Raw genomic sequence first — 25,986 nt, 5'->3', positions numbered from 1 at the left:
CCGAGGAATCTTGGACAGTTCCCTGCTGCGAGTCCACGCCAGTCGGTACCGTTGCCTGCTGTAGCGGATCGGATACGATCGGGAGCCACGCCGTGGGGGCAGACGGCACTACGTTCGGCGAGTTGATCGCCCGGATGCGCAAGCGCAGGGGCTGGTTCCAGCGTGACCTTGCAGCGGAGGTCGAGCGCACAGAGGACTGGGTCTCGGCGGTCGAGCGCGACATCATCCCGGTGCGCGATGTGGCCATGCTGCGCAAGTTGAGCCAGGTCCTCGGCGTATCAATGGATGAACTCCTGTCACATATGCAGCCCACGTCCCGCGTGTCCAGCTCGCCTCGGTTGAAGTCCCGAACCGCTAGGCTGACGACCAATCTTGCTTCGGAGGATGGTGACGACCCGGTGCGACGCCGCGAACTCCTGGCTGCGGCTGCCGCCGCGGTTTTCGTTACACCGCTGGGTGCCGGCACGGCGTCAGCGCAGGTTTCTTCCAACCCGGTCGCCCCGTTGGAGGACTGGCTGCTCTACGGCACGGTCAGGGTCCCGGCCAGCCGCGAGCCTTCCGAACAGACGATCGCCGCGGCGGTTCGAGCATCTCGCCAGGAGTTTCGCTCAGCTCGCTACGACGCTCTTGCCCAGGCACTACCGGGCCGACTGGCCGCCGCGCAGTCCTTCGGCACCGCTGAGCAGGCCGCGACTGCCGTAGCCGACCTGTACAACATCGCCGTGCGGCTGTGCATCAAGACCGGCGACGACAACCTGGTCGCGATCACCTCGGACCGCGCGCTGACCTCTGCCCGTACGGGTGGGAACGCGCTGACCATCGCCGAGGCCCAGCGCATGGTCTCCAGCGCCTGGCGGCGCCAGGGCCAACTGGCTCGCGCCACCGACATCGCGGTGCGGGCCGCCCACGACCTGGCCGACGACCGCGGCACCCCGCAAGGTACGAGCCTGGCAGCGCAGGCGGATCTGTACGCCACAGCTGCCTACACGGCGGCGAAGATGGGTGACCGGCAGACCTCGCACGCCCTGATCAGCGAGGCCGCTGCCAGCTCCAAGGCTGCCGGCGGCGCGTCAGGCCCGGTGGACGGCCTTTATGGGGTCGCCTTGCATCACCTCTCGGTGCACTACGAGCTGGGCGACGCCGGGCAGGCCATCGCCCTCGCTCGCACCATCGACCCGACCTCGCTGCCAACGCCGGAGCGCCAGGCCCGGTTCTTCATCGACGTGGCCCGCTGCTTCGAGCAGTGGAACAAGCCGGAGCAGTGCTACCGCTCCCTGCTGGCGGCCGAGCAGGCTGCCCCGCAGGAGATCCGCCGGGGAAGCGTCAGGAACATGGCCGCCGGCCTGCTTCGCCATGACCGGGCCCTGCCCGGCGTACGGGACTTTGCAGCCCGGGCCGGAGTCCAGCTCGTCTGATCCGTAGTCGGATTACGGGCCCGTAATCCGACTACGGATCTGCCCTGCGGTACGGCAGTTCACTGGGAGCACCCACCCGTCCCAGCTGCTGAAGGCCCGCAGATACCGACGCACAGCACTACTCTCAACACGTCCACCGACGGTCGGCGAACCGCTCCTCGGCACGCCGCCCGGGACCGCGACCGCCTCGGAACGCTCCTGACCGCCTCCTGGGCTGCCATGCACGTTGCTGCGGCCTGCCTGCTCGGCGTGATCGTCCACCAGGCCGACGCCAACCCTGCGGCGACTCCTGCCGCCACCGTCCCGGACCAGCCCCTCGCGTAGGTCCAGAACGTCTCTTCACTCGCCTGTCCGAGAGGAGATCCGTCATGCACGGACTGCCCGAAGCGCCCACCATGAGAGCCGAGTTGGCGCACGTCGACTACCGCACCACTCCCGAGTACTACATCGACCCCGACCAGGTCTCCGACCCCGTCGTGCTGCGGCTGTTGAGCTGCTGCCCGACCGTGTTCGGCCTCAAGAAGGCCATGGCGGACCTGTTGGCTGACCGCCTGGGCATCGCCCTGCCAGAGCACGCTGGGGTGATCGAGCCAGGCGCCACCGTCCGCGGCCAGGTCTTGGTGGCCGCCGGAGCCGTCATTGCCGAGGGCGCGTTCGTGACCGGCCCCGTCCTGGTCTGCTCCGGCGCCGTCATCGAGGCCGGCGCCCGGGTCCGCGACAACAGCGTCATCGGCCCCGGCTGCCGGATCGGATTCGGTGCCGAGGTCACGCGAAGCCTGCTGACCGGCGGCGTCTTCATGAAGCACACCAGCTTCGTCGGCGACTCCGTCCTCGGGCTCGGCGTCAATATCGGGGCGTTCGTCTCCACGACTGGTCTGCGGGTCACCAGCGGCCCGGTCACCGAGCCGGCCACCGAGGAGGTCAGCGCCCACCTGGACGGCCAGCGCATCGGCACCGGCCAGACCAAGTTCGGTGCGGTCATCGGCGACGGCGTGATCGTTCCCGCCGGAACCGTCCTCCAGCCCGCCACCCTGATCGGCGCCCACACCCTGCTCTACCCCAAGACCCAGGTCGGGGGCTTCTTCCCCGCCGGAAGCCAGGGAAGGTGACCATGAACCAGACCGAACTGCCGACCACCGACCAGCGAGCCGTCCACATCACTGGCGGCACCCCGCTGAACGGCAGCGTCGCGGTGCAGGGCAGCAAGAACATCGCCCTGCACCTGTACGCCGCCGCGATCCTGGCCGACGAGCCGCTGACGCTGACCGGCGTCCCCGAGATCCTGGACACCGCGGTCTGCGCGGAGATCCTCAACCACACCAGCACTCCGACCAAGGTCACCGGCGCCCGCTTCGAGACCACCCCCGCCGACGCCTGGCACCCCGTCGTTCCTGACGCGTTCGGCCGCCGGATCCGCACCACCGCGGTCATGGCCGCTGCCCTGCTGGCCCGCGCCGGAGAGGTCACCTTCCCGACCCCGGGCGGTGACGCCTTCTGCAACCGCCTCATCGACCGCCACCTTGCCGCGATGGAGGCCGCAGGCGCGAAGGTCGAGGTGACCCAGGACAGGGTCCGGGCCCGGCTCTCCAGCTGGAACCAACTGCCCTTCGTCACCGACGCTGCCACGAAGCAGTGGGGGCCGAGCCTGGGGGCGACGGTCACCGGCATGCTGTTGGCCGCCCGGCTCCGGGGCACGTCCACCATCCTGACCCCCAGCGTCGAACCCGAGGTGATGGTCACCGCCGCCATGCTGGCCGCCGGCGGTGTCGGCATCCACTGGGAGGGCACCACCGCGCTGCACGTCACCGGCACCGACCTCATCACCGGCGGCACCTTCCGGGTGCCGGCCGACCGCTTGGAAGCCGCCACCCTCGCACTGGCCGCCGCTATCACTGGCGGCAGCATCCACCTCGCCGACTTCCAGCCCAGCGACTTCCCCGACGGCCTGCACGCCGCATTCGCGGACGCCGGGATCGAACTCGCCCCACGGCGGGGCGGCACGACGGTGCGGTGCCCGGCCGGGCCGCGTGCGGTACAGATGGCCACTGGCCCGCACCCGGGCTTTCCGACCGACGTGCAGCCCCAGCTGACCGCCTTCCTCACCCAGGCCCCGGGCACCTCCCGGATCGAGGAGCGCATCTACACCCAGCGCGGCACCCACGCCGGGCCGCTGCGCGAACTCGGCGCCCACGTCAACGCGGACGGGCAGCTGATCACCGTCCGGGGCCGGACCCCGCTCACCGGCGCGAGCGTGGCGGGCGAGGACATCCGGGCGGTGACCGCTCTCGTGATCGCTGCCCTGGCGGCCGAGGGCACCTCTACGATCCGAGGCATGTACCACCTGCGGCGTGGATACGGCAGCCTGCTGCCCAAGTTGGCCGCCCTGGGTGCCCAGCTGACGATCGACCAGGAGACGCCGTGACCACCACCCTGCCGTGGAGCCCGAACGCGCTCGCCGACCTGCGGGACTGCCTGGACCTGATGACCGCCGACAACTCCGTGCCCGGCGGCGTCATCGCCCACGGCACCTTCGACACCGAGCCCGGCTACCTGGTCTCCGGCGTCGTCGCTCGCGAGTGCGGTGACGCCCAGCCCGGACCCGCCACCGTCTACGACGTGGCCTCACTGACGAAGGTGCTGGCCACCTGGCCGCTGCTCGGTCGGATCGACCGGCTCGACCTGGACGCCCCGCTCCGCGAGGCGCTTCCCCGACTGTCCGAAGTGGCCCCAGGTGGGCAGGTGACGGTTCGGCAGATCCTCGCCCACACCTCCGGCCTGCGCGCCGACACTCGCCTCGACCGGTACCGCAACACCGGCACCGACCTCGCCGAGCTGATCTGCGGTGAGGACCTGATCGCCGAACCCGGCGCCGGGCACCGCTACATCAACCGCGGGTTCATCCTCGCCGGGCTCCTGCTGGCCGAGGTCACCGGTCGACGCCTGGACGAGCTCGCCGCTGACCTGTGGCAGAGCCTCGGCATGACCAGCACCACCTTTGGCCCGCTTGCCCGCGCTCCCCACGTCGCGCCGACCGAGCTGCGATTCCCCGGAGCCCCGCGGCTGTGGGGCCTGCCGCATGATGACAACGCCGCCCTGCTCGGCGGAGTCGCCGGCCACGCGGGCGTCTTCTCCACTCCGGCCGACCTCGCCATCTACGCCGCCGCACTCCTGCACGGCCACCGCGACCGGTCGCCGCTGGGCCGTTGGCTGGCCGACAGCATGGTCCCCCAAAGCCAGATCGAACCCGGCCTGGACCGGGGCCTGGCCTGGATCCTCGCCGACGGCGCCCGGGTCGCCTACCACCACGGCTTCACCGGCACGAGCCTCTACCTCGCCCCGGCGACCGGCCGCTACCTGGCCATCTGCACCAACGCGGTCTACCACCACCAGGACAACCGCGCCCGTCTCGCTCCGCTGCGGGCCCTCGCCCTGAAGGCGATCACCGACGAACCCTAGGAGGCACCGCCGTGGCCTATCCCACGCTCGCGTCCCTGACCACCCTGCGGCTCGGCGGCCCCGCCGATCACGTCCTACCGATCTCCGACCCCGCCGCCTGGCCCGAAGCCGTCAGGACGGTCGGGCTGCGGGGGGAGGCCGCTCCGGTGGTGCTGGGCCACGGCAGCAACGTCATCGCGGCCGACGCCGGGCACCCCGGCACCGTCGTCGTGATGAACACCCGAGGCATCACCACGACGCGGGTGGATGACAGCACGGTCGCCGCGACCGTGCAGGCCGGCCACCCGCTCGCCGACGTGGTTCAGTGGGCCGCTGCCGAGCACCTGGCCGGTATCGAGTGCCTGGCCGGGATACCCGGCACCACGGGCGCCGCCCCGGTTCAGAACGCCGGGGCCTATGGTCAGCAGATCTCCGACACTCTCGACCGTGTCACCGTCTGGGACTGGGAGATGGGCCGCTTGCGGACCCTGCCCACCGAAGCATGCCGCCTGCGGTACCGCGACAGCCGCTTCAAGGCCGACCCCGGCCGCTGGACCATCCTCACCGCTACGTTCCACCTCACCCGATCGCAACCTGCTGCTTCGATCGTCTACCAGCCACTCGCCGACGAACTCGGCGTCTCCATCGGCAGCCGGCCTCCAGTGCCAGAGGTGACCGCCGCCGTCCTCGCGAACCGTCAACGGCGCGGACTCCTCCTCGACCGCCACGGCCCAGATGTCCGCCAGGTCGGCTCCGTCTTCCTCAACCCACCGGTCACCGCCGCCCAAGCCGCCCGCTGGTCGGCTGTCGGTTGCCCGGTCCATACCGACAGCGACGGCCAGCTCCGTGCCAGCGCAGGCTGGCTGTTGGAACACATCGGCTGCCGACCCGGCCACGACGTCGCCGACGGCGTGCGATGCTCCGACAACCGAGTCCTCACTCTTACCGCCCACGGTGACGCCACAGCCACAGGCTTCTCCGAAGCACTCACACAGCTCGGCGAGCGCGTTCGGTCGGCGACCAGCGTCGTTCTTCGGCCTGAGCCGGTAGCGATCGGTACCTGGTCGGCCGACCAACCACGGCTGTGAACAGCGAAAGTACACCAGCAGACGCCGTACGTGACCCTGGCCGTCGCCGCATCAGCTGACGCCTACCGGAACTGATCGACACCGTCGGGCTTGGCTCCGTGGCCCACGCCCGGTGGGCTGCTGCTCGCTATGGGACTTCTAGGCTCTGTGCCGTTGGACTCTGTTGGGTGCCCGTGCCCAATGACGACGCTCCCGGGTGACTTTGGGCTCCTCTGTCCAGTTCCTGTGGTAGCAGTGCCCTAGGATTGGCTTTCCAGGGAGGGCGTGTCATGCTACTCGGTTTGGTGAAAGCAGAGACTGCCGGGCCTTCGAAGGTCATTCCGGGAGCGCCCAGTGGGGTGTGTCCTGCGATCTGTCGAGAGGTACGGCCAGCCAACTCCGGTTGCGGGACGGCTGATCTTCTTGATCGAGTGCCCTGATCTGTGATCTCCTGGTGCTCATTCATCTCGTTCAGACGGAGGTTTTACTGTGGGGGAGCACTACGGGGTGCCTCTCGAGCGGAGCGACTACCTCAAGCTCGGTCCGCACGAGAAGAGCTGCACCCCGGAAGGCTTCCAGCAGTGGCTCGACGACCTCGGTGGAGGGGAACGACTGGCGGTCGACCTCTTCTCCGGAGCCGGTGGTCTGAGTCTCGGACTCAAGCGAGCAGGTTGGACGGTGGCCGCTGCCGTTGACTTCGATCAGCGCGCGTTGGAGACGCACGCTGCCAACTTCCCAGGTATGAGCCTTCACATGGATCTCGGTGATCCTGCCGAGCGGGACAGGCTCGTGCAGATCCTGGAGCCAGCCAAGATCGACTTGGTCGCTGGCGGGCCCCCGTGCCAGCCCTTCAGTCGGGCTGGACGTAGCAAGATCCGCAGCCTGGTGGAGAAGCACGGCAGAGATCCGGAGGATCGCCGTAGGGAGCTCTGGGTCGCATACCTTGACCTGGTCAAGCGGATCCGGCCCCGAGCTGTGCTCATGGAGAACGTGCCGGACATGGGTCTCGGCGACGACTTCTTCGTGATTCGTACTATTGAGCAGGAGCTGGAGGATCTTGGGTACGCGACCCAGGTCCGACTGGCTGACGCGTGGAACTACGGGGTTCCCCAGCATCGGAAGCGTCTGATACTGCTGGCCCGCAACGACGTCGAGAAGTTCGACTGGCGGTCGCCGCAGCAGTCGTGGACCACGCTCAGTGACGCCATCGGTGATCTTCCCAAGCTTCCGGACGGCAACAAGGGGGCACGTAGCCTTCCGTACAAGGCCTCGAAGAAGCTTGGTGTTTTTGCCACGGAGATGCGGGAGGGCGCGCCCACGGGGATCGTCTGGGATCACATGACCCGGGCCGTGCGTGACGACGACCGCGAGATCTTCGCCCTGATGAGCTCCAGCACGCTGTACTCGGAAGTGCCCGAGCAGCTGCGGCGGTACAAGGCCGACCACTTCACCGACAAGTACAAGAAGCTCGACTGGAGTGAGCTGAGCCGGACCATCACGGCGCACATCGCCAAGGACGGGTACTGGTACATCCACCCTGAGCAACTGCGGACACTCACGGTGAGGGAAGCGGCCCGTGTTCAGACGTTCCCTGACTCGTTCCGTTTCGCCGGCGTGCGTAGCGACGCATTCCGACAGATCGGCAATGCAGTACCTCCCTTCCTGGGCGAGGCAGCGGCCGAGGTTCTGGCCCCGGTGGAGGGAGTGGAAGCGCCGGCCGACGGGCTCAAGCCACGCTGGCGCGACGTACGCAACGACCTGACTGCCTGGGCCAGGAAGCGGCGGGATGGGGATGACTGGTACCACCTGCCGGGAGAGCAGCTTGCACCGTTGCACGCCGCGGTGGTGGCGGTCCTCGCGGGCTCGAAGATCAGGAGCGGGCCTCTGGCAGAGATCCTGGCCGTGATCAAGCGATTCAAGCGGCTCAGCGGCCCGATGTACGCGGGGCTGCTTGCGGCAGCACCCACCGACACCACCCAGAGGCGGCTGGCTCGGCTGCAGCCACTCGTCGACAGCCCGGCCGCTTGGCGCAAACCGTCCGATGTGCCGTCCCTGGTCGGGATGAAGCCGGGAGAGGATTCCCTCTACAGGTTGCTGACCGGCGAGGACCTACTGCTGGTGGGACAGGGACCGCTTCGTGTGGCCGCTCGTCTCAACGACAGCACCGCACACCGGGTCAACCGACTCAGCGACGGCCGTGTCAACCTCGTGAAGATAGTGGGGGCCGGCGAGGACGCTCCCCTGAGGATGGCCGCTCTCCGACTGATCGGTTCGAGCATCTGCCATGACATCGAGCCCGTCTGTTCGGCCTGCCCGCTCAAGGCGTACTGCCCTCAGAAGACGGTCACCTTGTTCGACGATGAGTTGGAGATCGCGGCCGCGCCGTAGGAGTCCTACATCGGCCCGGCGTTTGGCGCGGGGGACTGGTGGGCTTCAACTGTCGTTGCGATACGCAGCGCGGCCTGGTTCGGGTCACGTCGAACCTCGCACTCCCAGACTCTGACCACAACCCACCCAGAGGTTCGGGCTGCCTCGGTGTTGCGCTCGTCCCGAGCCTTGTTCGTCGCGATCTTCTCCGCCCACAGCTGGGCGTTCGCGCCGCGGAACTCGCGAGGTCCATGCTCCGGACAACCGTGCCAGAAGCAGCCGTCCACGAACACGGCGACGTGATATCTCGGCAGCACGAAGTCAGCGGTGCAACGCGGAGCCACCCGGCGCTGCAGCCGGAAGCGGAGCCCGAGCCGGTGGACGGCGCTCCTGAGAGCCACCTCGGGGCCGGTGTTCTTCGTGCGTCGCCCCTTCAGGTGCTCGCTCTTTGCCGTACTCACCCACCTGCCGCTCAACCCGCTCACCCGTTCGTCAACCATTTTCCCACCACGCTGAGGAGTTACGGGGCATTGCGACCAAAGGTGGTGCGGGACCTGCCCTCGTGATCTGAGAGCCGGCGGAACATCGTGTTGATGACGCAGGAGGACGGGCGGGTCGTGGTCGGTCACGCTGGGGACGCCGTCGGTGGCCTTCTCACCGAAGATCGCCTGTGAGTGGACGGCGGGTGCCTCGCCCGTCGCCCGTCGGCCGAGGTCAGACGTCGTAGGCGGGACTGAACCCGACTCGCATGGCCTCGTTGCGTACGTGTATCGCCTGTGCCGCCTGTGCCTCGCCGATCTCCTCCCCAGCGGCAAGACGGCGCCCGACGGTCGAGGCCAGCTGGCGCTGCCATGGTTCGAGGCTCCGTGTCTCCTTCGCCCAGCGCTCGATGGCCGTCCACTCCTCTGGGGAGACCTCCAGGACCTCGGCGACGTCCCCGGTGGGAACACCTCCGTCGTTGGCGACGGCGACGTCCTGGAGCGGAAGGTCGGCAAGCTCGGCCGCCAGAGCCGCCGGGACCACCCACCGAACGCGGGATACCGCGTCCCAGCATCCGATCTGCTTCGCCCACTCGCCGACGTGGTTCCCCCTGAGGGGAGTGGTAACCGCGGTCATGACCTTCGGGCACAGCTCGTGCAGGGCCGACTCGAGGACAGCCGACACCTGCTGCTCCCGCCAGATGCGGTCGAGGTCGATACGCCTGTCGACTGCCTGTGACAGGCGTGCCACGGTGTAGGTGGTCACCAGGCTCTTGTGGCTTCCTGCCCCATGGGCGGCGGCGACCCGATCCACCGCCTTGAACAGGATGGCCTTCGCGACGAGCCGCTGACAGTAGCGCGTGTCCACGTGGGGGAGATTCGACTGCAACCGGATCATGAACTCGCCGAAGTTCTTCTGTGCACCCCGGCTGACCAGGTGCGGTAGCTGTTCCCAGGAATGGACGAACTTGGCCAGATCCGACTTCGTGAACTTCTGCCGTGTCGGCCAGAGAAGACGGAACTGCCGCTGTTGTGCGGAGGACCGCTTCGCGAGGTCGTCGGCGTACTGCCCACGTGCCCGCTCGTAGAACCAGTGCGTCTCCTGGCCGCTCCCGTCGAGAGCTGGTGCCCAGAGTGTCCGGGTGATGCGCTGGATGGCCACGTGGTACTCGTGGTTCGAACTGAAGTCGACCAACGTCACCTTGTTCTGTGTGTTCGAGTACTCGGAGATCTTCGGTACGATCTCCGCCAGCCGTTCGGGATCGACAACCGACAGCTTCATCTGCACGCGGACCTGGGACAGGTCGGCCTTGTCGCGCTTCCATGCGTGGTGAAGCGAGGCAGTCGTCTGTCCACCGTTCACGATCTGAAGCCCGTGAACCCGGGATATCCCGACGGGTCGCCCATCCCCGTCATGGACGAAGTCCACCTGGGAAGCGGTTGCCGTGATGCCGTTGTTGTAGGCCAGGAACCGGCCGGGCGCATCCAGCAGGGTTGCCCTGATGCCCCGGTTGACCGAGCCGCGAGCCTGCAGGAACGACCGGACGTTCAACTCCAGCAGGCGGGGTCCGTGCTCCCCGTAGAGCTCGGCGAGGAGCTGACCAGGGGTTACGGCCAGGACGACCGAGTAGTCGGGTTCGGTGCTGGGAGCGGCCAGGCAGGTGAGCGGTGGGGCGAAGGTGACCACGATGGGCTCACTCAGAGTGCCCGAGCTGGCGTGGCGGTGGATTCGCCGGAGGTCCCAGGTCTCGTAGGTGACGGGGATTCCGTCCAACTCGGTCGGCGCAGGCGCAGGCGACGTGCTCACACAGTTCGTGAACAGGAAGAGCCTGATGTGCTGTACCTCGGCGATGGCCTTCTCGACGGTCGAGCACATGTCATACACATCGGATGACTCGTCGATGTGCTGGCGTAGACCCTTCTCGCAGCGGCGAACGAAGGTGAGAAGCCGTCTGAACAGGCTCTCCGAAAGCGCCTTGGTGAGCTTCTCCTCCAGGGGCGACAGACGGAAGTCGGTCACGAACAGGTCCAGGCTGTCCGTCGACTCGTTCCACCCGTAGCCGTGTACCTCCACCCCGTGCGACTTGTGATAGGCGGTGAAGGTGTTCGACACGATGCCGGCCTGCTCGAGATCCTCGAGCACCCGGCGGGTGAACGTCTCCGGCGTCGTCGAGTGCTCGGCCTCGGCAGTTGCCAGGACGTCCGCGACGAGGTCGCGGGCGAACGCAGTCTGGTCGAGCTCAGCCATGGGTCCCCCTGATCAGGTTCGTGACCTCATCGGTGGTGAGGAGGTAGTCGTCCAAGCCGGAAGTGTCGACGTGGTACGTGCAGTCGCCCACTCCAGGGCGAAGGTCCGACTCGACGAGTCGGGGGAAGCCGTCGCGAACACTCCAGAAGCGCAGGCCGCGACTGGTGTAACGCGGCTCGTCGTAGTGGTCGCGGTGGCTGGGAAGATAGCCGGCCTGTATCAGGAGGCTGTCCAGGCGGGACCGCGCCGCCACGCTGGTCAGTCGTTCGCGAATGCGGTCCACCATGGCGTTCAGGCTTTCGCCCGAGCCACCACGGCGCTCGTCAAGCAAGACGAGCGAGAGCACGAGGGCAGGGGTGCCAGTACTGTCCAGCTGCCGTTCACTGGAGATCCGGATCCGGTGTGTGCTCTTCGCAGTGCTCGCCTTGGCCTCAACAGCGACACCGGGAAGCTGGAAGTCCTGGCTGGTTCCGGTAGGCCCGGTCCAGGCGTTGACGGCTTCCAGGCCCGGACGAGACGGCATCAGGTAGTCGCGAAGAACGACGAGCTCCCCGAACAGGCCGCGACGGGTCTCCGGGCCGAGCCCGTCCTTGCCGACGGAGCGGAGAAGGTGTTGCCAGCGCTCGAACCGCTCCACGGCCGCGAGCAGGGCATCTGCTGTCGAAGGAGCGTCATGCGTCGCACCCGCTATGTCCGCCACCAGAGGACTGAACACCTCGCGAAGGTCGTCAGCTGTGAGCACCACCTGTAGTTCGTACTCCTGTCGCGACAGGGAGCTCAGCTGGAGTTCGAGCCCTGCCGTCGGAGGGAGCCGGCTGAGGGAACGCGCGACGCCCTCCGCGGCAGGGGCGTCGCCCTTCAGCACCAACATGCGACGCAAGCCAGGGTGTGACACCGCGAGATACATGTCGTGGGCGGACTCGGGGTGGAGGCGACGGGTTGACCTTCCCGGAGTCGCCTGTGGCGCCTCCAGCTCGCGCCAGTCGTCCTCGGTGATACTCACGCGTCGATCTCCTCGTCATCCTCGGTCTCGATGTCCTCCTGCAGCCAGATGTTGTTGACCACGTACTCGGTCTTACCCGGGTCGGCCGAGAAGGGGAAGCTCACCGCGAAGCCCACCAGGGGGGTCCTGACCTCGGCGTCATCAGTGGTGGGAGGAACAACTGGGTAGATCAACAGCAGAGCCTGGTCCATACGGCGCTGGGTGCGAAGCGGCACGTTGGTAGGAAAGGTCGGCGACTGAGGCTGGCCCTTGCGGTCGAGCTTGCCCTCGGCTGCCTTCCGGGTCGCAGCCAGGGCAACCTCCCACTGGTCGGCGTCCAGGTCACGGCTCTCGTCCCGCGGGCTGAGCACACGACGGATGGTGTACCGGCCCTCAGCCGCAGGGCTGTTGGTTGCAGCACGGGTGACCATGCCGACCTTGTGCCCGGCGATGTCGACGAGGTCTTCCGCTACGGCCTTGTCCCTGCCGACCAGGCGGACAGTCCAGTTGCCGAGCTCCCCAACAGCCGCACAGCGCCGGATGTATTCGGCGATGAAGGCTGGGCGGACCCTCTGCGCACCACGGTCTGTCACATAGGAGTCGAAGAACCCGGTGACGATCTCCTCAGGGGACACATCTCGCCAGACGCAGCTGTCGCCAGGGGCCTCCACGGACGCCGGTGTAGTCGCATCGAGTCGGCGGACAAACGTCTCGAGGGTCCGGAAGTTGTTCAGGACAACCTGCTCGTCAAGGTTGAAGATCACAGTCTCGGGTGCCTCACCAGAGTAGCTGAGGAGGACCTTCGTACCTTGGCGCATCTTGTTGGCTGCGGTGACTCCCAGACCAAGCGACGAGGCCCGCACCTTCAGTCCGAACTCACGAGGTGTCAGCCCAAGCGCAGCCATCTCCTCGATGTCGCGGCGCAGTTCGTCGGTCGCCGCAGTGATCTCGACGTATGCCCGCTCGAGGGACGGCGTGGTGTACAGCCGGCAGAGGTCCTCGTAGCCGGGACGGTAACCAAACCACCGGCCCATCTGGAGCAGCGCGTCGTAGGTCTTGGACGGGCGGAGGTAGTAGCTGACTGTGAGCCCTTCGAGGGTCAGCCCTCGGGAGAGCTTCTCGCCGCCGATCGCGATGACGGAGAGCCCGGTCTTGCGGTGGTCGTAGTACTCGAGCGCGTCCCGCGCGGCACCGTTGATAGCCTTGACCTGGATCTTCGCCAATGCGGGCTGCAGGTGGGCCGCAACGTCCGACCAGGACACGGCCGTGACGTCGTCCGCCGGGAAGTGCCCAGTTGTCTTGACGAAGTCCCTCTCCCAGAGGTCCTGGAGCTCTGCCATCCGTCCCGCCGCCGCCCTGCCGTAGCGGTCCCGCAGGCGGTCGGCGGTGAGTCGGAGATGGTCGTCGACCTGGTCGCGAACCAGGCCCTGCACAGCCGTGAACCGGGTGACGTGTACGAGCATCGAGTTGTGCTCGTTGACCTGCCCTCGTGCACGCCGTGCTGCGCAGGCGAGAAGGAAGGAGTCAATGGCCTCCCGAAGGGAGGCGGGGAGGTTGTTGGACGGTACGTACGAGGACTTGTGCCCGTTCGGAACCCAGCTTGAGTGGTCCTCCACGTGCCGCACGAGCGGCAGGGCTTCGATGTCCTCCTCGTCCTGGTCGTCGACCTGGAGTCCGAAGACGCGCTCAGGGCCGAGGTAGTTGGAGGGCGCACGCAGACTGCGGACGAAGCTGTCCGGAAACAGGTCCGCACCGATCTTGTCGTGGTCGGCGTCCGGGTCGATGTAGATGTTGGCGAACGGTGTGGCCGTGTAGCCCACGTAGGACGACTTGTCGAAGCTGCTCAACAGCTCGCGGATCGCAGCATTGATCTTCGACGGGTCGTTGTCGGGATCCTTGGACACGTTGATCGAGGCGTTGTCGGCCTCGTCGTCGATGACGAAGAGAGGAACGTCCTGGACGATCTTCCTGTCGGACTCGGGGTTGACCGTACCGTGCACCTCGGTTACCCACGTGCGCAGATAGTCGATGATCCGGCGATGTTTCTTGATCACAAGAACCACGGGAAAGTTGCCCACGGGGATGTTCGACTTCGACGCGGCCCTGCGGTCGAAGTCCCCCTTCTCGGCGCTGTTGGTCAGGGATGCGATGTCGAGCCGCTTGGCGTGCGACATCGCGCCAACTCCTATGCGGTACTTGGCCCCCTCCTGGTCGGATCGCAGCTGGTACTGGGTGTCGAACCCCAGAAGTCCTTCGTCCACGCGCAGCTGGGTCTGGCTCCGGAGGTCGTTGTGGATACCGGCGAGGATCACCACGAGCCGGTAGCCGGCGTCAGCTGCCTTGGCGGCAAGACCGATATAGTGGCCCGTCTTCCCTGACTGGACCTGCCCGATGGCAAGGCCGGTGCGCCGCCATGCTCCGTGGCGGCGAGGGTCCTCGAGCTGGCCGAGGATCTCGTCCGTGCTCTGGTCGAGCCTCCAGACGACGCGCGGCGGCATGCGTCGAACGTCCTCGAGATACCGCCGGTACCGCTCCCAGAAGTCCCAGTCGCGCTCGTTCTTGGCGTCAGGCAGCCAGGGCTTGTGGCCCGTCCTGTCCTCCAAGCCGGAGGAGGACTCCTGGAACACGGCGACCAGTTCCTCAAGCATCCTCGTCAGCTTGTGACGGTCCGGGTTCTTGCCCTGGACGGTCAGCATGCCGAGGACCGCGTTGATGGCAACCGCAACCTCGTCCGGAGTCGCCTGTCGGTCCACCGGCAGCATGGCCAGGGCCACGCGCATGGCCATGTCGAGGGTTTCGTCAGAGGCGTTGCTCACGAGGGACCTCCAGAGAGACGGGTTCAAGAGGAAAGCGTATGGGCTGTGCCTGACGCTGCGTCATTCGCTCCAGAATCCCCGCAGCTGGTCGAAGGGCGGCATGGCCCGCATCCTGTCTCGAGCCTCCTTCGGAGATCGTCCCTGTGAGACCATAGCCGCGACGATCCGCTCGGCGACCTCGACGGCCTCTGAGCTGGCAGCTGTCCCTCCGTCAAAAGGCACCGGGTCGTCTGCGGTGTCCGTCTCGTGCATCACCCGCAGCGCAGTGACGGGGACGGTCTCCTCCAAAAGGCGAAGCATCGCGCGGATGTCGATCCCTCTCTCCTGGCTCACGCTCAGGACCTCGCGGACAAGAGGATGCCGCCTGTTGATCTTGCAGGTGACGCGGCCGTCCTCTCGCCGTACGGTCCATGCGAACGCGAGGGGATCACCGTGGGTTCGTGCAGCGATCTGACCCCGGTGCCGAAGTACCTCGGAGGCCCTGGCACGAGTGTTTGCCGCAATACGGGTGAGGTGCCGGCGCAGTGCGACGGGTGGGACGACACTGGACTTCCGGATATCGACGCCCCACTCGACATCGGTCTCCGTGGGGATGTCCACGGCGATCCTGGCGAGATTGAACTTCTCCTCGCGCCGCAGGCCGCGCAGCCCCAGCCAGTCGCCGGCGAGGATCAGCCGGTTGCGGCGGTACACGTAAAACCCCTGCTGGCCGAGCCATCCACCGGGGCCAGCGGCCTTGTCGTACACGTCCGGGGAGAGACGGTGGGTGCTGGGAAGGACGAAAGCCTCCACACGGACGGATCCGGAGCCGAGCGGGAGGTCCTCCACGGGAAGGCGCTGAACAGAGGGGTGGGAGCCCATGAACGGGTCCCAGGGCAGCACGTCGGTTCCTGAGACTCGGAGTGCAAGTCGCCCGGCCCCGGACAGAAAGCGGGCGAAGACCATTCCGAGGTGGGACTCCGTCCGAGCGGCCTCGGAGTAGAACTGCTTCTGCGTGACTTCGTCGCCCGCCTCGACCCCGTCGCTGTGGTAGCCGTTCAGGCGTCGCCAGATCACCACAGCGCCGTGTGCGTAGTCCTTGGCCAAGCGGTCGACGAGTGCGCCTGTGTCCGGGTCGGTGCCACGGAGCAGCCGCCACTCACCGGACTGTTCGACGATGTCCAGATCCCAGGTTCTGACGTTCCACGTCCCGGATTCCGAACTGGCGACCGTGAGCTGCCGTGCCTGCGAGAATGACGCCGACTTGAGCCCCACCCCGAATCGGCCGAGGTCGTTCGCGGTGCGAACGGTGGAGGGCCCACGGGCGGCCACCGTCATGGCCGTTCGCAGCTGGTCTGGGGTCATACCGTCGCCGTCGTCGACGACAGCGATCCAGGAGTCGCAGCCGGCCCAGGTGAACTCGACGTCGACGTTCCTGGCCCTGGCCGAGATGCTGTTGTCCACCAGGTCCGCGATGGCTGCTTCGAGCGAGTAGCCCAGTGAACTGAGCGACGCGACCATCCCCGCCGGGTCTGGGGCGGCGACGTCGAAATCCACAACCACACTCCGTGCCGAGTTCCGATTCGGGCTGCAGCTGACCCAGGGCGCCGCGCGGGCTTGGGTAGTCCAGAGGAACGGACGGCCCGAATTGAAGGCAATTCACCTGTGTGCCGCTGCACTTCACCGAGAGCGAATGCTCCCTGATCAGGGTAGCTGAGGGAGATCGCGGAGGGCCACCAGTTCCGCATCATCGCCCCAGGATCGGCCCGGCGGGGGTGAGCTGGAAGGCGAAGCTGTAGTTGGGAGGCAGCGAATCGGGCGCTCCGGAAGAACGCCTCCGCTCATCTGCCCTGGATCTCCGTGCAATTCACCTCGGAGACGGCGCCAGGTGTACGAAGTTGTTCGTTGGTTACCGCCTGGCACAGGCACGTCACCCTGGCCATGTCCGCCCTTGCGTTCCTGGCCGTGGCCACCGACGATGCGAGGCCGACCAGACCGGCGGATCCGAACGGACCCGCCCGTAGCGGAGGGCCGGTCGACCTGCCCGTCCCGGAGATCCGCCGCCTGATCGGCGCGCTGCTCAGCCCTCCGGTCACGTCCCTGAGCGCGCTCCTGCACTGGTCGAACTGGCGCAGAAGCCACCAAGATTCCGCACGTCGCAGCCACTATCGACGGCGACTTGCCATCCCCTCAAGTACGTAGATCGCGGAGTCACACTGGAGTACTAGTACGCATCAGGGCCGGTCTTGGCAGCGGAGGTGAGTACAGCCTTCTAGGGACCGGTGTCGCACGGTTGGGCTAGCGTATGTGGTCAGCGGTGTACGTAAGTTGAGCGTCTTTGCACTGGCCCTCGGTGGGCCTGTGGGGGGAGTGGGATTGCACAGCCGTCGAACGATCGAGGTCGTCCCTGGAGCCCGGAGGACGTTGTCCTCTCTCAGGAACCTTGGTTACAAGATCCACGAAGCAGTGGCAGACGTGGTGGACAACAGCATCTCCGCCGACGCTGAGCGAGTCGACATCACCCTGAGGTTCGACGGTCCTCACTCCTGGATCCGAATTGCGGACAACGGTCGGGGCATGGACGCTCGTCAGCTCACGGAAGCCTTCAGGTACGGAAGTGAGCGCGATTACGAGCGAGCGGACCTTGGGCGCTACGGGTTCGGCCTCAAGGCGGCGTCGACATCCCAGTGTCGTCGCCTGACCGTGGTCTCCCTGGCCAGATCGGCTGGCGCAACGGTCGAGGCCTTCCAGCTCGACCTGGACCACGTGGAGCGCGTGAACAGCTGGGAGATCTTCCACCTCGATCCCGAGAGGATTCCCCAGGCTGCGCTGGAAGGGCTCGGGGACGGGCCGGGCACGGTGGTGCTCTGGGAGGACCTCGACCGACTCCTGCAGTACAGCGACCCGTTTGGCAAGTGGGCGCAGAAGCAGATGTATCAGTGCGCTCAGGAGATCGACGAGCACTTGGCGCTTGTGTTCCACCGCTTCCTGGCCGGCGAGGTGCCGGAGCACACGCTGGAGATCACGGTCAACGACACGCGCGTTGAGCCGTGGGATCCCTTCTGTCGGGCAGAGCCGAACACAGTGGCGCTCCCCGAGGAGCACCTCGAGGTGAACTCGCGAGACGGAAACGGCATCGTGCGCCTCCGCCCCTTCATCCTGCCGGCCCAGCAGCAGTTCTCCTCCCAGCCTGCCTGGAAGAAAGCGTCGGGTCCGAAGAACTGGAACCGTCAGCAGGGGTTCTACGTGTACCGCGCCGACCGAATCATTCAGTTCGCCGGTTGGCACCGCCTTCGCGGCAGCGACGAGCACACCAAGCTGGCGCGTGTGTCGCTCGAGTTCCATCGCGAGCTGGACGGCGCCTTCGGGGTGGAAGTGTCGAAGGCCTCCGTGACGCTGCCTCGCGGACTGCGCGACGAACTGGCGCAGTTGGTCCCTCACTGGACACAGCTGGCCGACCGCGTCTACCGGCGTAAGGAGCGTCCCGCCGGAAGCCCCCCTCATGCCCAAGCCAAGCGCACTTCTTCACCTGCCCCCACCCCTCAGCCGAGGCCCGCCGCTTCTGTGCCACCGCCCGGCCGGCTGCCACAGGATCACACTGCCAGCACCAACGGTTCCGCCGTTCGGACGGGACCCCCGCAGCAGACCACGACCCGTACTGCGCTGGAGCAGGCCGCCAAACAGACGGGTGACACCGCGGCGCTACAGCGCATCCTTGCCGTTGTTCGTTCCAACAACCCGGAGATCGTCCGTGTCCTCGGCTGGTGACCGCCTCGAGAAGCATCTCTACGTTCTGCAGGCCATGATGGACCGCGACGGACTAAGCCTTGAGGAGATCCTCACCCGTCATCCAACGGTGGTCCCCGTGGAAGAACACGCCGAGCTGATGCAGTACTGGAAGGAACAGCAGCGCCAGGCGACCCTGATTCGCGTTCTGCGACCGACGGAGCTGAGCCCCGCTGGACCGCGCGACTGGTCGAGGGTGCACGACACGTCGACCGGTTACTTCTGGAACCGCCAACGTGCTTACCTGCAACACCGCCTCCACCGCAAGACCTACGAGATCGACAGTACGGACCGGGCGAGTGACAGGGTTCTTGCGCACCTGGAGGACCCTCGCCATCCCGAGCCTTTCAACGTGCGTGGCCTTGTGGTCGGTCATGTGCAGAGCGGGAAGACCGCCAACTTCTCTGCGTTGATTGCCAAGGCGGCCGATGCGGGCTACAAGATCGTCATTGTTCTGTCCGGCCTGCACAACTCCCTGCGTCGACAGACCCAGCGCCGGCTCCAGCGGGATTTGGGCCACGAGAACTGGGGACCGCCGCGAGGAGTCGGCCAAGGCGATCAGTGGTGGACCTGGATCACCGGTGAAGGGCTCGACGAAGACTTTGACCCCAACGGGAACGCAGGCGTCCTGCAGGGCCAGAACCAGGTCATCATGGTGGTCAAGAAGAACAAGAGCCGTTTGGACCGGCTTCTGACCTGGGTGGAGAAGGTACCTGCGCACGTCCCGGTCCTCGTGATCGATGACGAGGCAGACCAGGCATCGGTCAATACCGGTGGGAACCGTGCGGAGGCTGAACCGATCGCCGACATGGTCGATCTAACGGCAATCGACTTCGAAGGAGGGGTGCCGAGTGAGGACGAGTTCGACCCCAGCGCGATCAACTTGAGAATCCGCAAGCTCATCGACTCCTTCGCGCGGTGCGCCTATGTCGCCTACACGGCCACTCCCTTCGCCAACATCCTCATCAACCCGAACGCCAGCGACTGGGAGGCGGGAGCGGACCTGTTCCCTCAGGACTTCATCCTGACTCTCCCGCATCCTCCGGGCGCTGCCTATGTTGGGCCCGAGCGGCTCTTCGGGCGCGAGCCGCTTCCGGGCGAGGCAACTGGCTTGGACGGACTGGACGTCATTCAGATCGTCCCTGACTTGGACGTCGAGCAGGTTGCCCCGCCTCGGGCCAGGAAGGCATTCACACCGCGGGTGCCCGACAGCCTCCGACAGGCTCTGATCGACTTCTTCCTCGCTGCTTCCGCGAGGGTGGCAAGGTCGGGGATCGAGCAACCCTGCACGATGCTGATCCACGCCGACATGCGCAAGGACGTGCAGGACGGACTGTCCGAGGCACTCCGTGAGGAGCTCGGCACCATGCGTCAGCGGTGGCGGTACGACAGGGGCGATTTCTTGCCCGAGCTGAGGCAGCGATGGAACACGGACTTCCGCCCGCTCATTGCGTCCGTGGACCTCGAACGAGACGTACCCTTCGACGCGCTCGTCCCCTTTCTTGACGAGTTCATCACCCCGGACCTTGTGCGGGTGCTCAACTCCAACCATGACGACGAGCTCGACTTCGACCTCGAGCCCGATCTCAAGGCCATCCTGATCGGAGGTAACAAGCTCTCCCGCGGTGTCACCGTGGACGGTCTGCTGATCTCGTACTTCGTGCGCCGTACCCCCTACTACGACACTCTCCTGCAGATGGGCCGCTGGTTCGGCTACCGCGGCGACTACGTCGACCTCACTAGGCTTTACAGCACCGAGCTTCTGATCCGCTGGTTCCACGACCTGGCGACCATCGAGGAAGATCTTCGACGGCAGATCGAGCACTATGCCTTCAGGAAGCTCTCCCCGAGCAAGGTTGCCCCCGAGATCCGCAGCCACGCGAAAATGCTTCCGACCTCGCGGAACAAGATGAAGGATGCCGAACTGGTCCAGGCATCGTCGTTCGACGGCCGCAAGCTACAGACCATCAGGTACAGCTTCGACTCCATCAATGCACAGGACATCTTCAACGAAAACTTGGCTGCCGGTCGGGAACTGCTCGGACAGTTGGGAGCTCCTACCCATGTCGTTCCTGGACGACTGGGCTGGCAGGGTGTCAGCCCTGAATTGGTGATTTGCTTCCTCCAGAACTTCCGCTTCTTCGAGCAGGTCGACTTCGACCCCGATGCTGTGGTCGACTACATCCAGGCCCGACTGCGCCATGGTGAGCTCGTCAGCTGGCGCATCATGGTCTCCTACCGGCAAGGAACGGGCCAGGACGAGGAGACCATCGACTTGGCCATCACTGACCACTCCCAGATCTCCATGGTCCGACGAAGCCGACTCGCCAAAGACCCAACCTCCCTGGGCGTCGTCACGGTCCCGGAGGACGAGCTTTTCGGGCTCACCGAACAGCAGCGTGAAAGCGCGCTGCAACGCCACGCGAATGGAGAGTTCACCTCCCTGGGCGATGCTTACCGCTCGGAGCGCAGCGGTCGCGAGGGCCTCTTGGTGCTGTACCCCATCAGCCCTGCGAGCCCGCCTGGTGAGTACGCCAAGAACCGGCGCGCGCTGTTTGACGAAGGAGCCAAGCACCCCGAGTGCGTTCTCGCTTACTCGCTGGTCTTCCCCTATTCCAACAGTGACGCCGGCACTACCTATGTGGCCGGGCCTACGAGCGATCAGCAGTGAACGCGCGCGAACTGGAGGTCCTGTGGGCACAGCTGCCCACAGGACCGGTCACTGGACTCCTCGCTGCCGAGCGATTGGGCGCCGCTGAGGCCTGGGCGGCACTTGATGCCGACGGACACTGCCACCTCCTCGTGGAGGTGCCAGCTGGTTCCGAGGCACCCGCAATGGCAACAAAAGGACTTCGCGCGTGGGTCGGCGAGCATCAGGTCGCCGACGGCGAGGCCCGTCACTTCCTGGATCTGTCCTGTTTGGACTCCAGCCTGGTCGGAACCTTCGCCACGGTGGCCGCAGACATTCTCGAGACAGCGGCTTCACTCCCGCCTGACAAGCGTCTCGCGGGCGTCTCTGCCACGCTGGAACGCTGGCAGTGGTTCTGGGCGGTGGACGCGCGCCGCTTGAGCGAGAGCGACGCTCTCGGGCTCTTCGCCGAACTGTGGTTCCTGATCCGATGGGCAGGCGTCACCCCGGAAAACATCGCTGCTTGGACAGCAACCGACGGCTCTCGGCACGACTTTCAATGGCCCGCACTCTCTGTCGAGGTGAAGGCGACAGCCAGAACCGGCGACAGAAGCACCATCCACACCATCAGCAGCCTCGACCAGTTGGCAGATCCTGAGAGCGGTCGTCTCCTTCTGTTCAGCCTGCGCGTCGCGCGGGACCAGCTCGCCGGCAACAACCTGCCGAAACTCGTCGACCAGATCAGGAGTCGCCTGACAGACCATCCCCAGATCCGTGAGAGCTTCCTGCAGAAGATCGCCCGCCGGGGCTACAGCCCCGCGCACAGGAAGAGCTGGGAGGTTCCCTACCGCATCGTTAACGAGTCGCTCTTCAGCGTCGACGGCGAGTTCCCGCGCATCACCCGCGCCAGCTTCCCCAACGGGCTGCCAGGCGGCGTCGTGGCGCTGTCCTACTCGCTGGACATGGAGGCCTGTGCCCCTTGGCGAATCGACGCGTCCCCAGACACCTGGCCCCACTCCTGAACAACTGACCGTGGCCGACGGGAGCGCATGGCCGCACAGGGCGGCGCCCCACGGAGCCAGTCAGAATGAGGAGGGCGACGGCAACTGGGCCTGAAGTCTTCATGTCATCGGGCGGCCGCGGTGCCGTCGCTGATCGAGGTGTTGGAGACCCGTACACGCAGGCCAACGTTTGCGTGCGACTCCGGGGTCTTTCAGAAGGCGGTACCTAGCTCCTGGACGGAGGACCTCGGCAGTCGCAGTCGGTCTGAGCCGACTTCGCAGAACCGGCGTGGTTCCAGCGCCACCTAATGATGCGTTAGCTGAAACATCTGATCAGCCCGTGCCAGATCCGTGCCAGAACGGGCGGTGGAGGACGGTCATCAGCGGTCGGAAGTGGACCCGCCACGAACCCATCTGCTCAGGTATCGCCGCAGGTCAGAGCCCATTTTGGGCTCGAAGGGCCAAAGATTCCCAAGCTTATAGCGCGAGTTCGATTCTCGTCGCCCGCTCCAGCAAGAAGCCCCAGGTCAACGGCCTGGGGTTTCTGCTTTGTCTAGACCTCTTCAGGTGCCGTGCACCAGATCCGCACCAGATGGGCGTTGGGCGGCCCGCCGATGCGCCTGGACCCGGGCGTCCAGGGCGTTGGCGATCACCGCTGGCGGTCAAGGTCCGAGTGCTGGTAGATCATCGCGGCGCGCTCCGAGGACTGCCCCGCGCGCACCATGGTGTCCTTCAGCGTGGCCCCGGACCGGGTCGTGAGGGTGTGCCCGGTATGGCGCAGGTCATGGAACCGGAAGTCTGCCGGCAGGCCCACCTTCGCCCGAGCCTTGCGCCATTTCCGCCCGAACGAGGAGCGGCGGAAAGGGGCACCGCGTTCACCCACGAACAGCAGTCCGTCCGGAGCCTTCTCCGCGTACCAGCGAAGGTACCGGTCCAGCTCCTTGTGCAGGAAGCCGGGGGGCATGATGAACCGCTTGCCGGTCGCCGACTTGGTGTCGCCCAACACGCGCTTGCCGTTGGTCAGTTCGGGTGCCGCCCGACAATAACGAGAGTAACCCGTACTCCAAGTACTGTCTAGTATTTTTGATACCAGCTCATACTTCCAGTACGCCCAACTCGCTGGAGAGATCGCGGAGCTGATCAGGAGTCGGCTGGCTCATGGTCATCAGATCGGCGACGAGCTGCTTCACCAGCGGCATGGCGCGGAACATCTCCGGCGAGAGCGCACGCGCGGTCAGCAGCTCGGCCACCGCGTCATCCACCTGGCGGCGCTGCGCGTAGGCCCTGGCCACGTCGATGTGGAAGCGCGTCTGACGCTCCGTCGACAGCGCCGAGGGGTCGACAGCGCCCGCGGCCCGAAGGGCGATGCCGGCGTCACCGAGGTCGACCGCTACGGCCACCTCGTGCAGGCCGACGTTGGTCGGGCCGAACTCGGTGTTGTAGTCGTTGCGACCTTCGCCGACCATCTCTGCCATCGCGCGTGCCTCGCGCAGGTGCTCGTAGGCCGCTTCGGCTCGATTGGCGCGTGCGGCGGCCATCGCCCGTTGCAGGGTCAGCGCGCCGCGCATGGCGATGGCCTCCACCTGTCCGGTCTCAGCGAGCGATCGGAGCGCGTCCGCGGCACTGCCGGAGGCCTGGGCGGCCTGTGCGTAGTGGCGGGCGCCGAGGAAGACGATCGACAGCCGGAACTCGCCGGCGGCCATGAGCAGGGGATCACCGGCGCGCTCCGCGGCGACCACGGACCGGTCGATGGCGATCCACGCCGCCTCGGGCTCGCCCATGTTCGACAGGGCGGCGCTGCACGCGTGGTACATCCGCGCCAGCAGGCGGAACAGTTCGGCACGTTGACCATCGGAGACCGAGCGGGCAGCCGACTCCAGCGACGGAACCAGGTCTTCGAGTAGCTCCGCCAGGTCGGCGTGACCGCCGGCGTGGGCGAGCGACCACGCCTGCTCGACCTTGTCGCGCAGGACATCCACATCGGGTGCCGCATGTGGCCCGAGGATGGCCTTGAGCGAGTGTGCCGCGCTGAGAACCAGGCGGAGCCGACTCACTCCTGGCGTCTCCCCTTCGGCGGCTGCTGCTGCGACGATCGGCGCCTCGGCAGCCAGCTCGGCGACGGGGATGTCCAGGGCCGCCGCGACCATCTCCAGGACGGTCATGCGGTCGATCCGGCGGACGCCGCGTTCCACCTGGGAGACCCAGGCCTCCGAGCGGCCGAGGAGTTGGGCGAACTCCTTCTGTGAGAGCCCGCGGCGCTTGCGGTGGAAGGCGATCTTCTTGCCGAGCGCCTTGGCGTACTCAGTGCTCAAGGTCCACGCCCTTGGCGGACACCAGGTCGAGCCAGTCGACCTCGGTGGCGGCGAGGTGCTGCTCGCGCTCGGCGAGGAAGACCTTCACGTAGTCCTTCGACTCGTGCTCGTCGAAGGCGGCGCGGTCGCGGTAGAGCTCGTAGAAGATCCGGTCCAGCGGCCGGCCGTCAACCCGGTGGACCGCGTAGACCACCGTGCCGGGCTCGTTGGCCCGGATCAGCTCACCGGTCCGCGCCACCAGGTCATCGAACGCGGCCGCCGCCGACTCGTCCTTGCAGGTGAAGCGCACTACCAGTCCGAACATGCTTCTTCCTTCCATGGTCGCGAAGTTGAGCAGCAGCACTTGTCGCCGCACCAGCTAACCGTACGAAAAGTGCGATCCCGCACTAGAAGTACCAGCATCTTCGGTACGGTGCTAGTACTAAATGTACTGACCGAGGGCTTCCGTTGACAGAGGAACGGTGAGCCAGGGCAGAACGGAGCAGGTCAACGCCGCAGAGGAACGCCATGACCACCCACTGACGCACCTTCGCCGGCCACCCCCAGGAGCTCAGCGCAGCACGGGGTTGGGTCCGGAAGCTTCTGATCCACCACCCGCGAGCCGACGACGCCGAACTGATCGTCAGCGAGCTCAGCACCAACGCTCTACAGCACACCAAGAGCGGCAACCAGACGGGCAGCTTCGAGGTCGCCCTGACCCTGGCAGCGCGCGGAATGGCGATCACCGTCACCGACGAGGGCACCAGCACCAGCAGCCCGCACGTCCAGCACCCGACGGCTGACAGCACCCACGGACGGGGGCTGGACATCGTCACCGCACTCGCCGACCGATTCACGATCTCCGGCGACCACCACGGCCGGGCCGTCACCGCGGAGTTGCGGCTCCCGCAGCAACTTCAGCCGCCGGCCTCCAGGGGCTCGTCCTCCATCGCGCGGCACGGATACCGCTGTGAACACACCGTGCAGAGCCCGGGGGGCGCGCAGGTTTCGCAGCTGCTGAGCACCTTGACCGCGGTGAGCGCCGATGAGGCGATCCGCTGGATCCGGCTGTCCGCCAGGTCCCTGTTCCTGGCGGTCGAAGACACGGAAATCGGTCGGCTCGGCCAGTGGGTCGACACCGACCACGCCAAGGCCCTCGACGACCTCCGGAACGGCCTGCCCTGCACCCTTGCCTCGGGTCAGGCAGACCAACACCACCAGTGGACCGCACGGCCGGTCATCTTCCTGCCGTTGCTCCCACCCCCGGGCAAGCCGGTCGTCACCTACCAGCTCATGTGTTCAAGGGCTGTCCGTCGCAGCGAGTTTGAGTAACAACCTTCTCTACGGGTTCAGGGCGCCGCGCATCCGCGCGGCGCGGCCCCCCCCCCCCGCCCCCCCGCCCCGCCCCGGCCCCCCCCCCGCCCCGGCGCGGGGGGGGGGCCCCCCGATGGGGGCCCCGGGACGAACCCCCCCGGGGCCGGGGGTGCCGGC

16 protein-coding genes and 2 pseudogenes are annotated in these 25,986 nt (G+C 66.7%); 10 read left to right on the top strand and 8 right to left on the bottom strand.

The window, feature by feature from the left end:
- Positions 1-122 precede the first annotated feature (122 nt).
- The 6 genes from ACIGXM_RS04145 (at position 123) to ACIGXM_RS04120 (ending at position 8,305) form a co-directional block, all read left to right on the top strand.
- Positions 123-1,415: a multiprotein-bridging factor 1 family protein gene (locus tag ACIGXM_RS04145; protein ID WP_396556573.1), complete on the top strand. Its 1,293-nt coding sequence runs from the start codon at positions 123-125 to the stop codon at positions 1,413-1,415.
- Positions 1,416-1,783: 368 nt separating this feature from the next.
- On the top strand, positions 1,784-2,524 hold the full coding sequence (locus ACIGXM_RS04140; RefSeq protein WP_396556571.1) for a hypothetical protein: 741 nt from the start codon (positions 1,784-1,786) through the stop codon (positions 2,522-2,524).
- A 2-nt stretch (positions 2,525-2,526) separates the two neighbouring features.
- On the top strand, positions 2,527-3,837 hold the full coding sequence (locus ACIGXM_RS04135) for a UDP-N-acetylglucosamine 1-carboxyvinyltransferase (RefSeq protein ID WP_396556569.1): 1,311 nt from the start codon (positions 2,527-2,529) through the stop codon (positions 3,835-3,837).
- The gene (locus ACIGXM_RS04130) at positions 3,834-4,871 is read left to right on the top strand and encodes a serine hydrolase domain-containing protein (RefSeq protein WP_396556567.1); all 1,038 of its coding nucleotides are present in this window, start codon (positions 3,834-3,836) and stop codon (positions 4,869-4,871) included. Before ACIGXM_RS04135 ends, ACIGXM_RS04130 begins: the two co-directional genes overlap by 4 nt.
- Before the next feature lie 11 nt (positions 4,872-4,882).
- Positions 4,883-5,938: a UDP-N-acetylmuramate dehydrogenase gene (locus tag ACIGXM_RS04125; protein WP_396556565.1), complete on the top strand. Its 1,056-nt coding sequence runs from the start codon at positions 4,883-4,885 to the stop codon at positions 5,936-5,938.
- Between the two features lie 468 nt (positions 5,939-6,406).
- Positions 6,407-8,305 carry a DNA cytosine methyltransferase gene (locus tag ACIGXM_RS04120; protein WP_396556564.1) on the top strand — a complete coding sequence of 633 codons (1,899 nt, stop codon included), beginning with the start codon at positions 6,407-6,409 and terminating at the stop codon, positions 8,303-8,305.
- 5 nt (positions 8,306-8,310) lie between these two features.
- Here the strand turns inward: ACIGXM_RS04120 and ACIGXM_RS04115 are convergent, their stop codons facing one another.
- The 5 genes from ACIGXM_RS04115 to ACIGXM_RS04095 all read right to left on the bottom strand — a co-directional run bounded on the left by ACIGXM_RS04115 (position 8,311) and on the right by ACIGXM_RS04095 (position 16,345).
- Entirely contained in the window at positions 8,311-8,784 is a 474-nt protein-coding gene (locus tag ACIGXM_RS04115) for a very short patch repair endonuclease (RefSeq protein WP_396556562.1), read from the bottom strand.
- Positions 8,785-8,998: 214 nt separating this feature from the next.
- A complete protein-coding gene (locus ACIGXM_RS04110) occupies positions 8,999-11,011 on the bottom strand; it encodes an AIPR family protein (protein WP_396556560.1) in 2,013 nt (670 codons plus the stop codon).
- On the bottom strand, positions 11,004-12,014 hold the full coding sequence (locus tag ACIGXM_RS04105) for a PD-(D/E)XK motif protein (protein WP_396556558.1): 1,011 nt from the start codon (positions 12,012-12,014) through the stop codon (positions 11,004-11,006). Before ACIGXM_RS04105 ends, ACIGXM_RS04110 begins: the two co-directional genes overlap by 8 nt.
- Positions 12,011-14,809, bottom strand: a complete 2,799-nt coding sequence (locus ACIGXM_RS04100; RefSeq protein ID WP_396556556.1) for a Z1 domain-containing protein — start codon at positions 14,807-14,809, stop codon at positions 12,011-12,013. The genes ACIGXM_RS04105 and ACIGXM_RS04100 overlap by 4 nt, the downstream gene beginning before the upstream one ends.
- Before the next feature lie 60 nt (positions 14,810-14,869).
- On the bottom strand, positions 14,870-16,345 hold the full coding sequence (locus ACIGXM_RS04095) for an ATP-binding protein (protein ID WP_396556554.1): 1,476 nt from the start codon (positions 16,343-16,345) through the stop codon (positions 14,870-14,872).
- A gap of 750 nt (positions 16,346-17,095) precedes the next feature.
- On the opposite strand from ACIGXM_RS04095, the gene ACIGXM_RS04090 reads away from it, so the two are divergent.
- Genes ACIGXM_RS04090 through ACIGXM_RS04080 form a run of 3 tightly spaced genes read left to right on the top strand, consistent with a single transcriptional unit; the run spans position 17,096 to position 22,225 of the window.
- A complete protein-coding gene (locus ACIGXM_RS04090; protein ID WP_396556552.1) occupies positions 17,096-18,556 on the top strand; it encodes an ATP-binding protein in 1,461 nt (486 codons plus the stop codon).
- Positions 18,540-21,245, top strand: a complete 2,706-nt coding sequence (locus ACIGXM_RS04085) for a Z1 domain-containing protein (RefSeq protein WP_396556550.1) — start codon at positions 18,540-18,542, stop codon at positions 21,243-21,245. The genes ACIGXM_RS04090 and ACIGXM_RS04085 overlap by 17 nt, the downstream gene beginning before the upstream one ends.
- Complete coding sequence (locus tag ACIGXM_RS04080) at positions 21,242-22,225, top strand: PD-(D/E)XK motif protein (protein ID WP_396556548.1); 984 nt, start codon at positions 21,242-21,244, stop codon at positions 22,223-22,225. Before ACIGXM_RS04085 ends, ACIGXM_RS04080 begins: the two co-directional genes overlap by 4 nt.
- Before the next feature lie 542 nt (positions 22,226-22,767).
- On the opposite strand, the pseudogene ACIGXM_RS04075 reads toward ACIGXM_RS04080, so the two are convergent.
- From ACIGXM_RS04075 to ACIGXM_RS04065, 3 genes and pseudogenes are all read right to left on the bottom strand, one after another.
- Positions 22,768-23,252 (bottom strand): annotated as a pseudogene (locus ACIGXM_RS04075) (tyrosine-type recombinase/integrase); the annotation flags it as partial.
- A 46-nt stretch (positions 23,253-23,298) separates the two neighbouring features.
- On the bottom strand, positions 23,299-24,516 hold the full coding sequence (locus ACIGXM_RS04070; RefSeq protein WP_396556546.1) for a helix-turn-helix domain-containing protein: 1,218 nt from the start codon (positions 24,514-24,516) through the stop codon (positions 23,299-23,301).
- Positions 24,506-24,820, bottom strand: a complete 315-nt coding sequence (locus tag ACIGXM_RS04065) for a putative quinol monooxygenase (RefSeq protein WP_396557372.1) — start codon at positions 24,818-24,820, stop codon at positions 24,506-24,508. The genes ACIGXM_RS04070 and ACIGXM_RS04065 overlap by 11 nt, the downstream gene beginning before the upstream one ends.
- Positions 24,821-25,080: 260 nt before the next feature.
- Between ACIGXM_RS04065 and ACIGXM_RS04060 the strand changes: the two are divergent.
- Positions 25,081-25,827: pseudogene (locus ACIGXM_RS04060) on the top strand (ATP-binding protein); the annotation flags it as partial.
- Positions 25,828-25,986 lie beyond the last annotated feature (159 nt).

Origin of the sequence: Kitasatospora sp. NPDC052896 (assembly GCF_044547075.1) — a bacterium.
Classification (GTDB): domain Bacteria; phylum Actinomycetota; class Actinomycetes; order Streptomycetales; family Streptomycetaceae; genus Kitasatospora.
This window is presented reverse-complemented; position numbering and strand designations above follow the sequence as displayed.

Bases quoted from the DNA above. Each gene is read 5' to 3' on its own strand.
- ACIGXM_RS04140 (WP_396556571.1), top strand. From the start codon at position 1,784: ATGCACGGACTGCCCGAAGCGCCCACCATGAGAGCCGAGTTGGCGCAC.
- ACIGXM_RS04135 (WP_396556569.1), top strand. From the start codon at position 2,527: ATGAACCAGACCGAACTGCCGACCACCGACCAGCGAGCCGTCCACATC.
- ACIGXM_RS04115 (WP_396556562.1), bottom strand. From the start codon at position 8,784: ATGGTTGACGAACGGGTGAGCGGGTTGAGCGGCAGGTGGGTGAGTACG.
- ACIGXM_RS04110 (WP_396556560.1), bottom strand. From the start codon at position 11,011: ATGGCTGAGCTCGACCAGACTGCGTTCGCCCGCGACCTCGTCGCGGAC.
- ACIGXM_RS04065 (WP_396557372.1), bottom strand. From the start codon at position 24,820: ATGTTCGGACTGGTAGTGCGCTTCACCTGCAAGGACGAGTCGGCGGCG.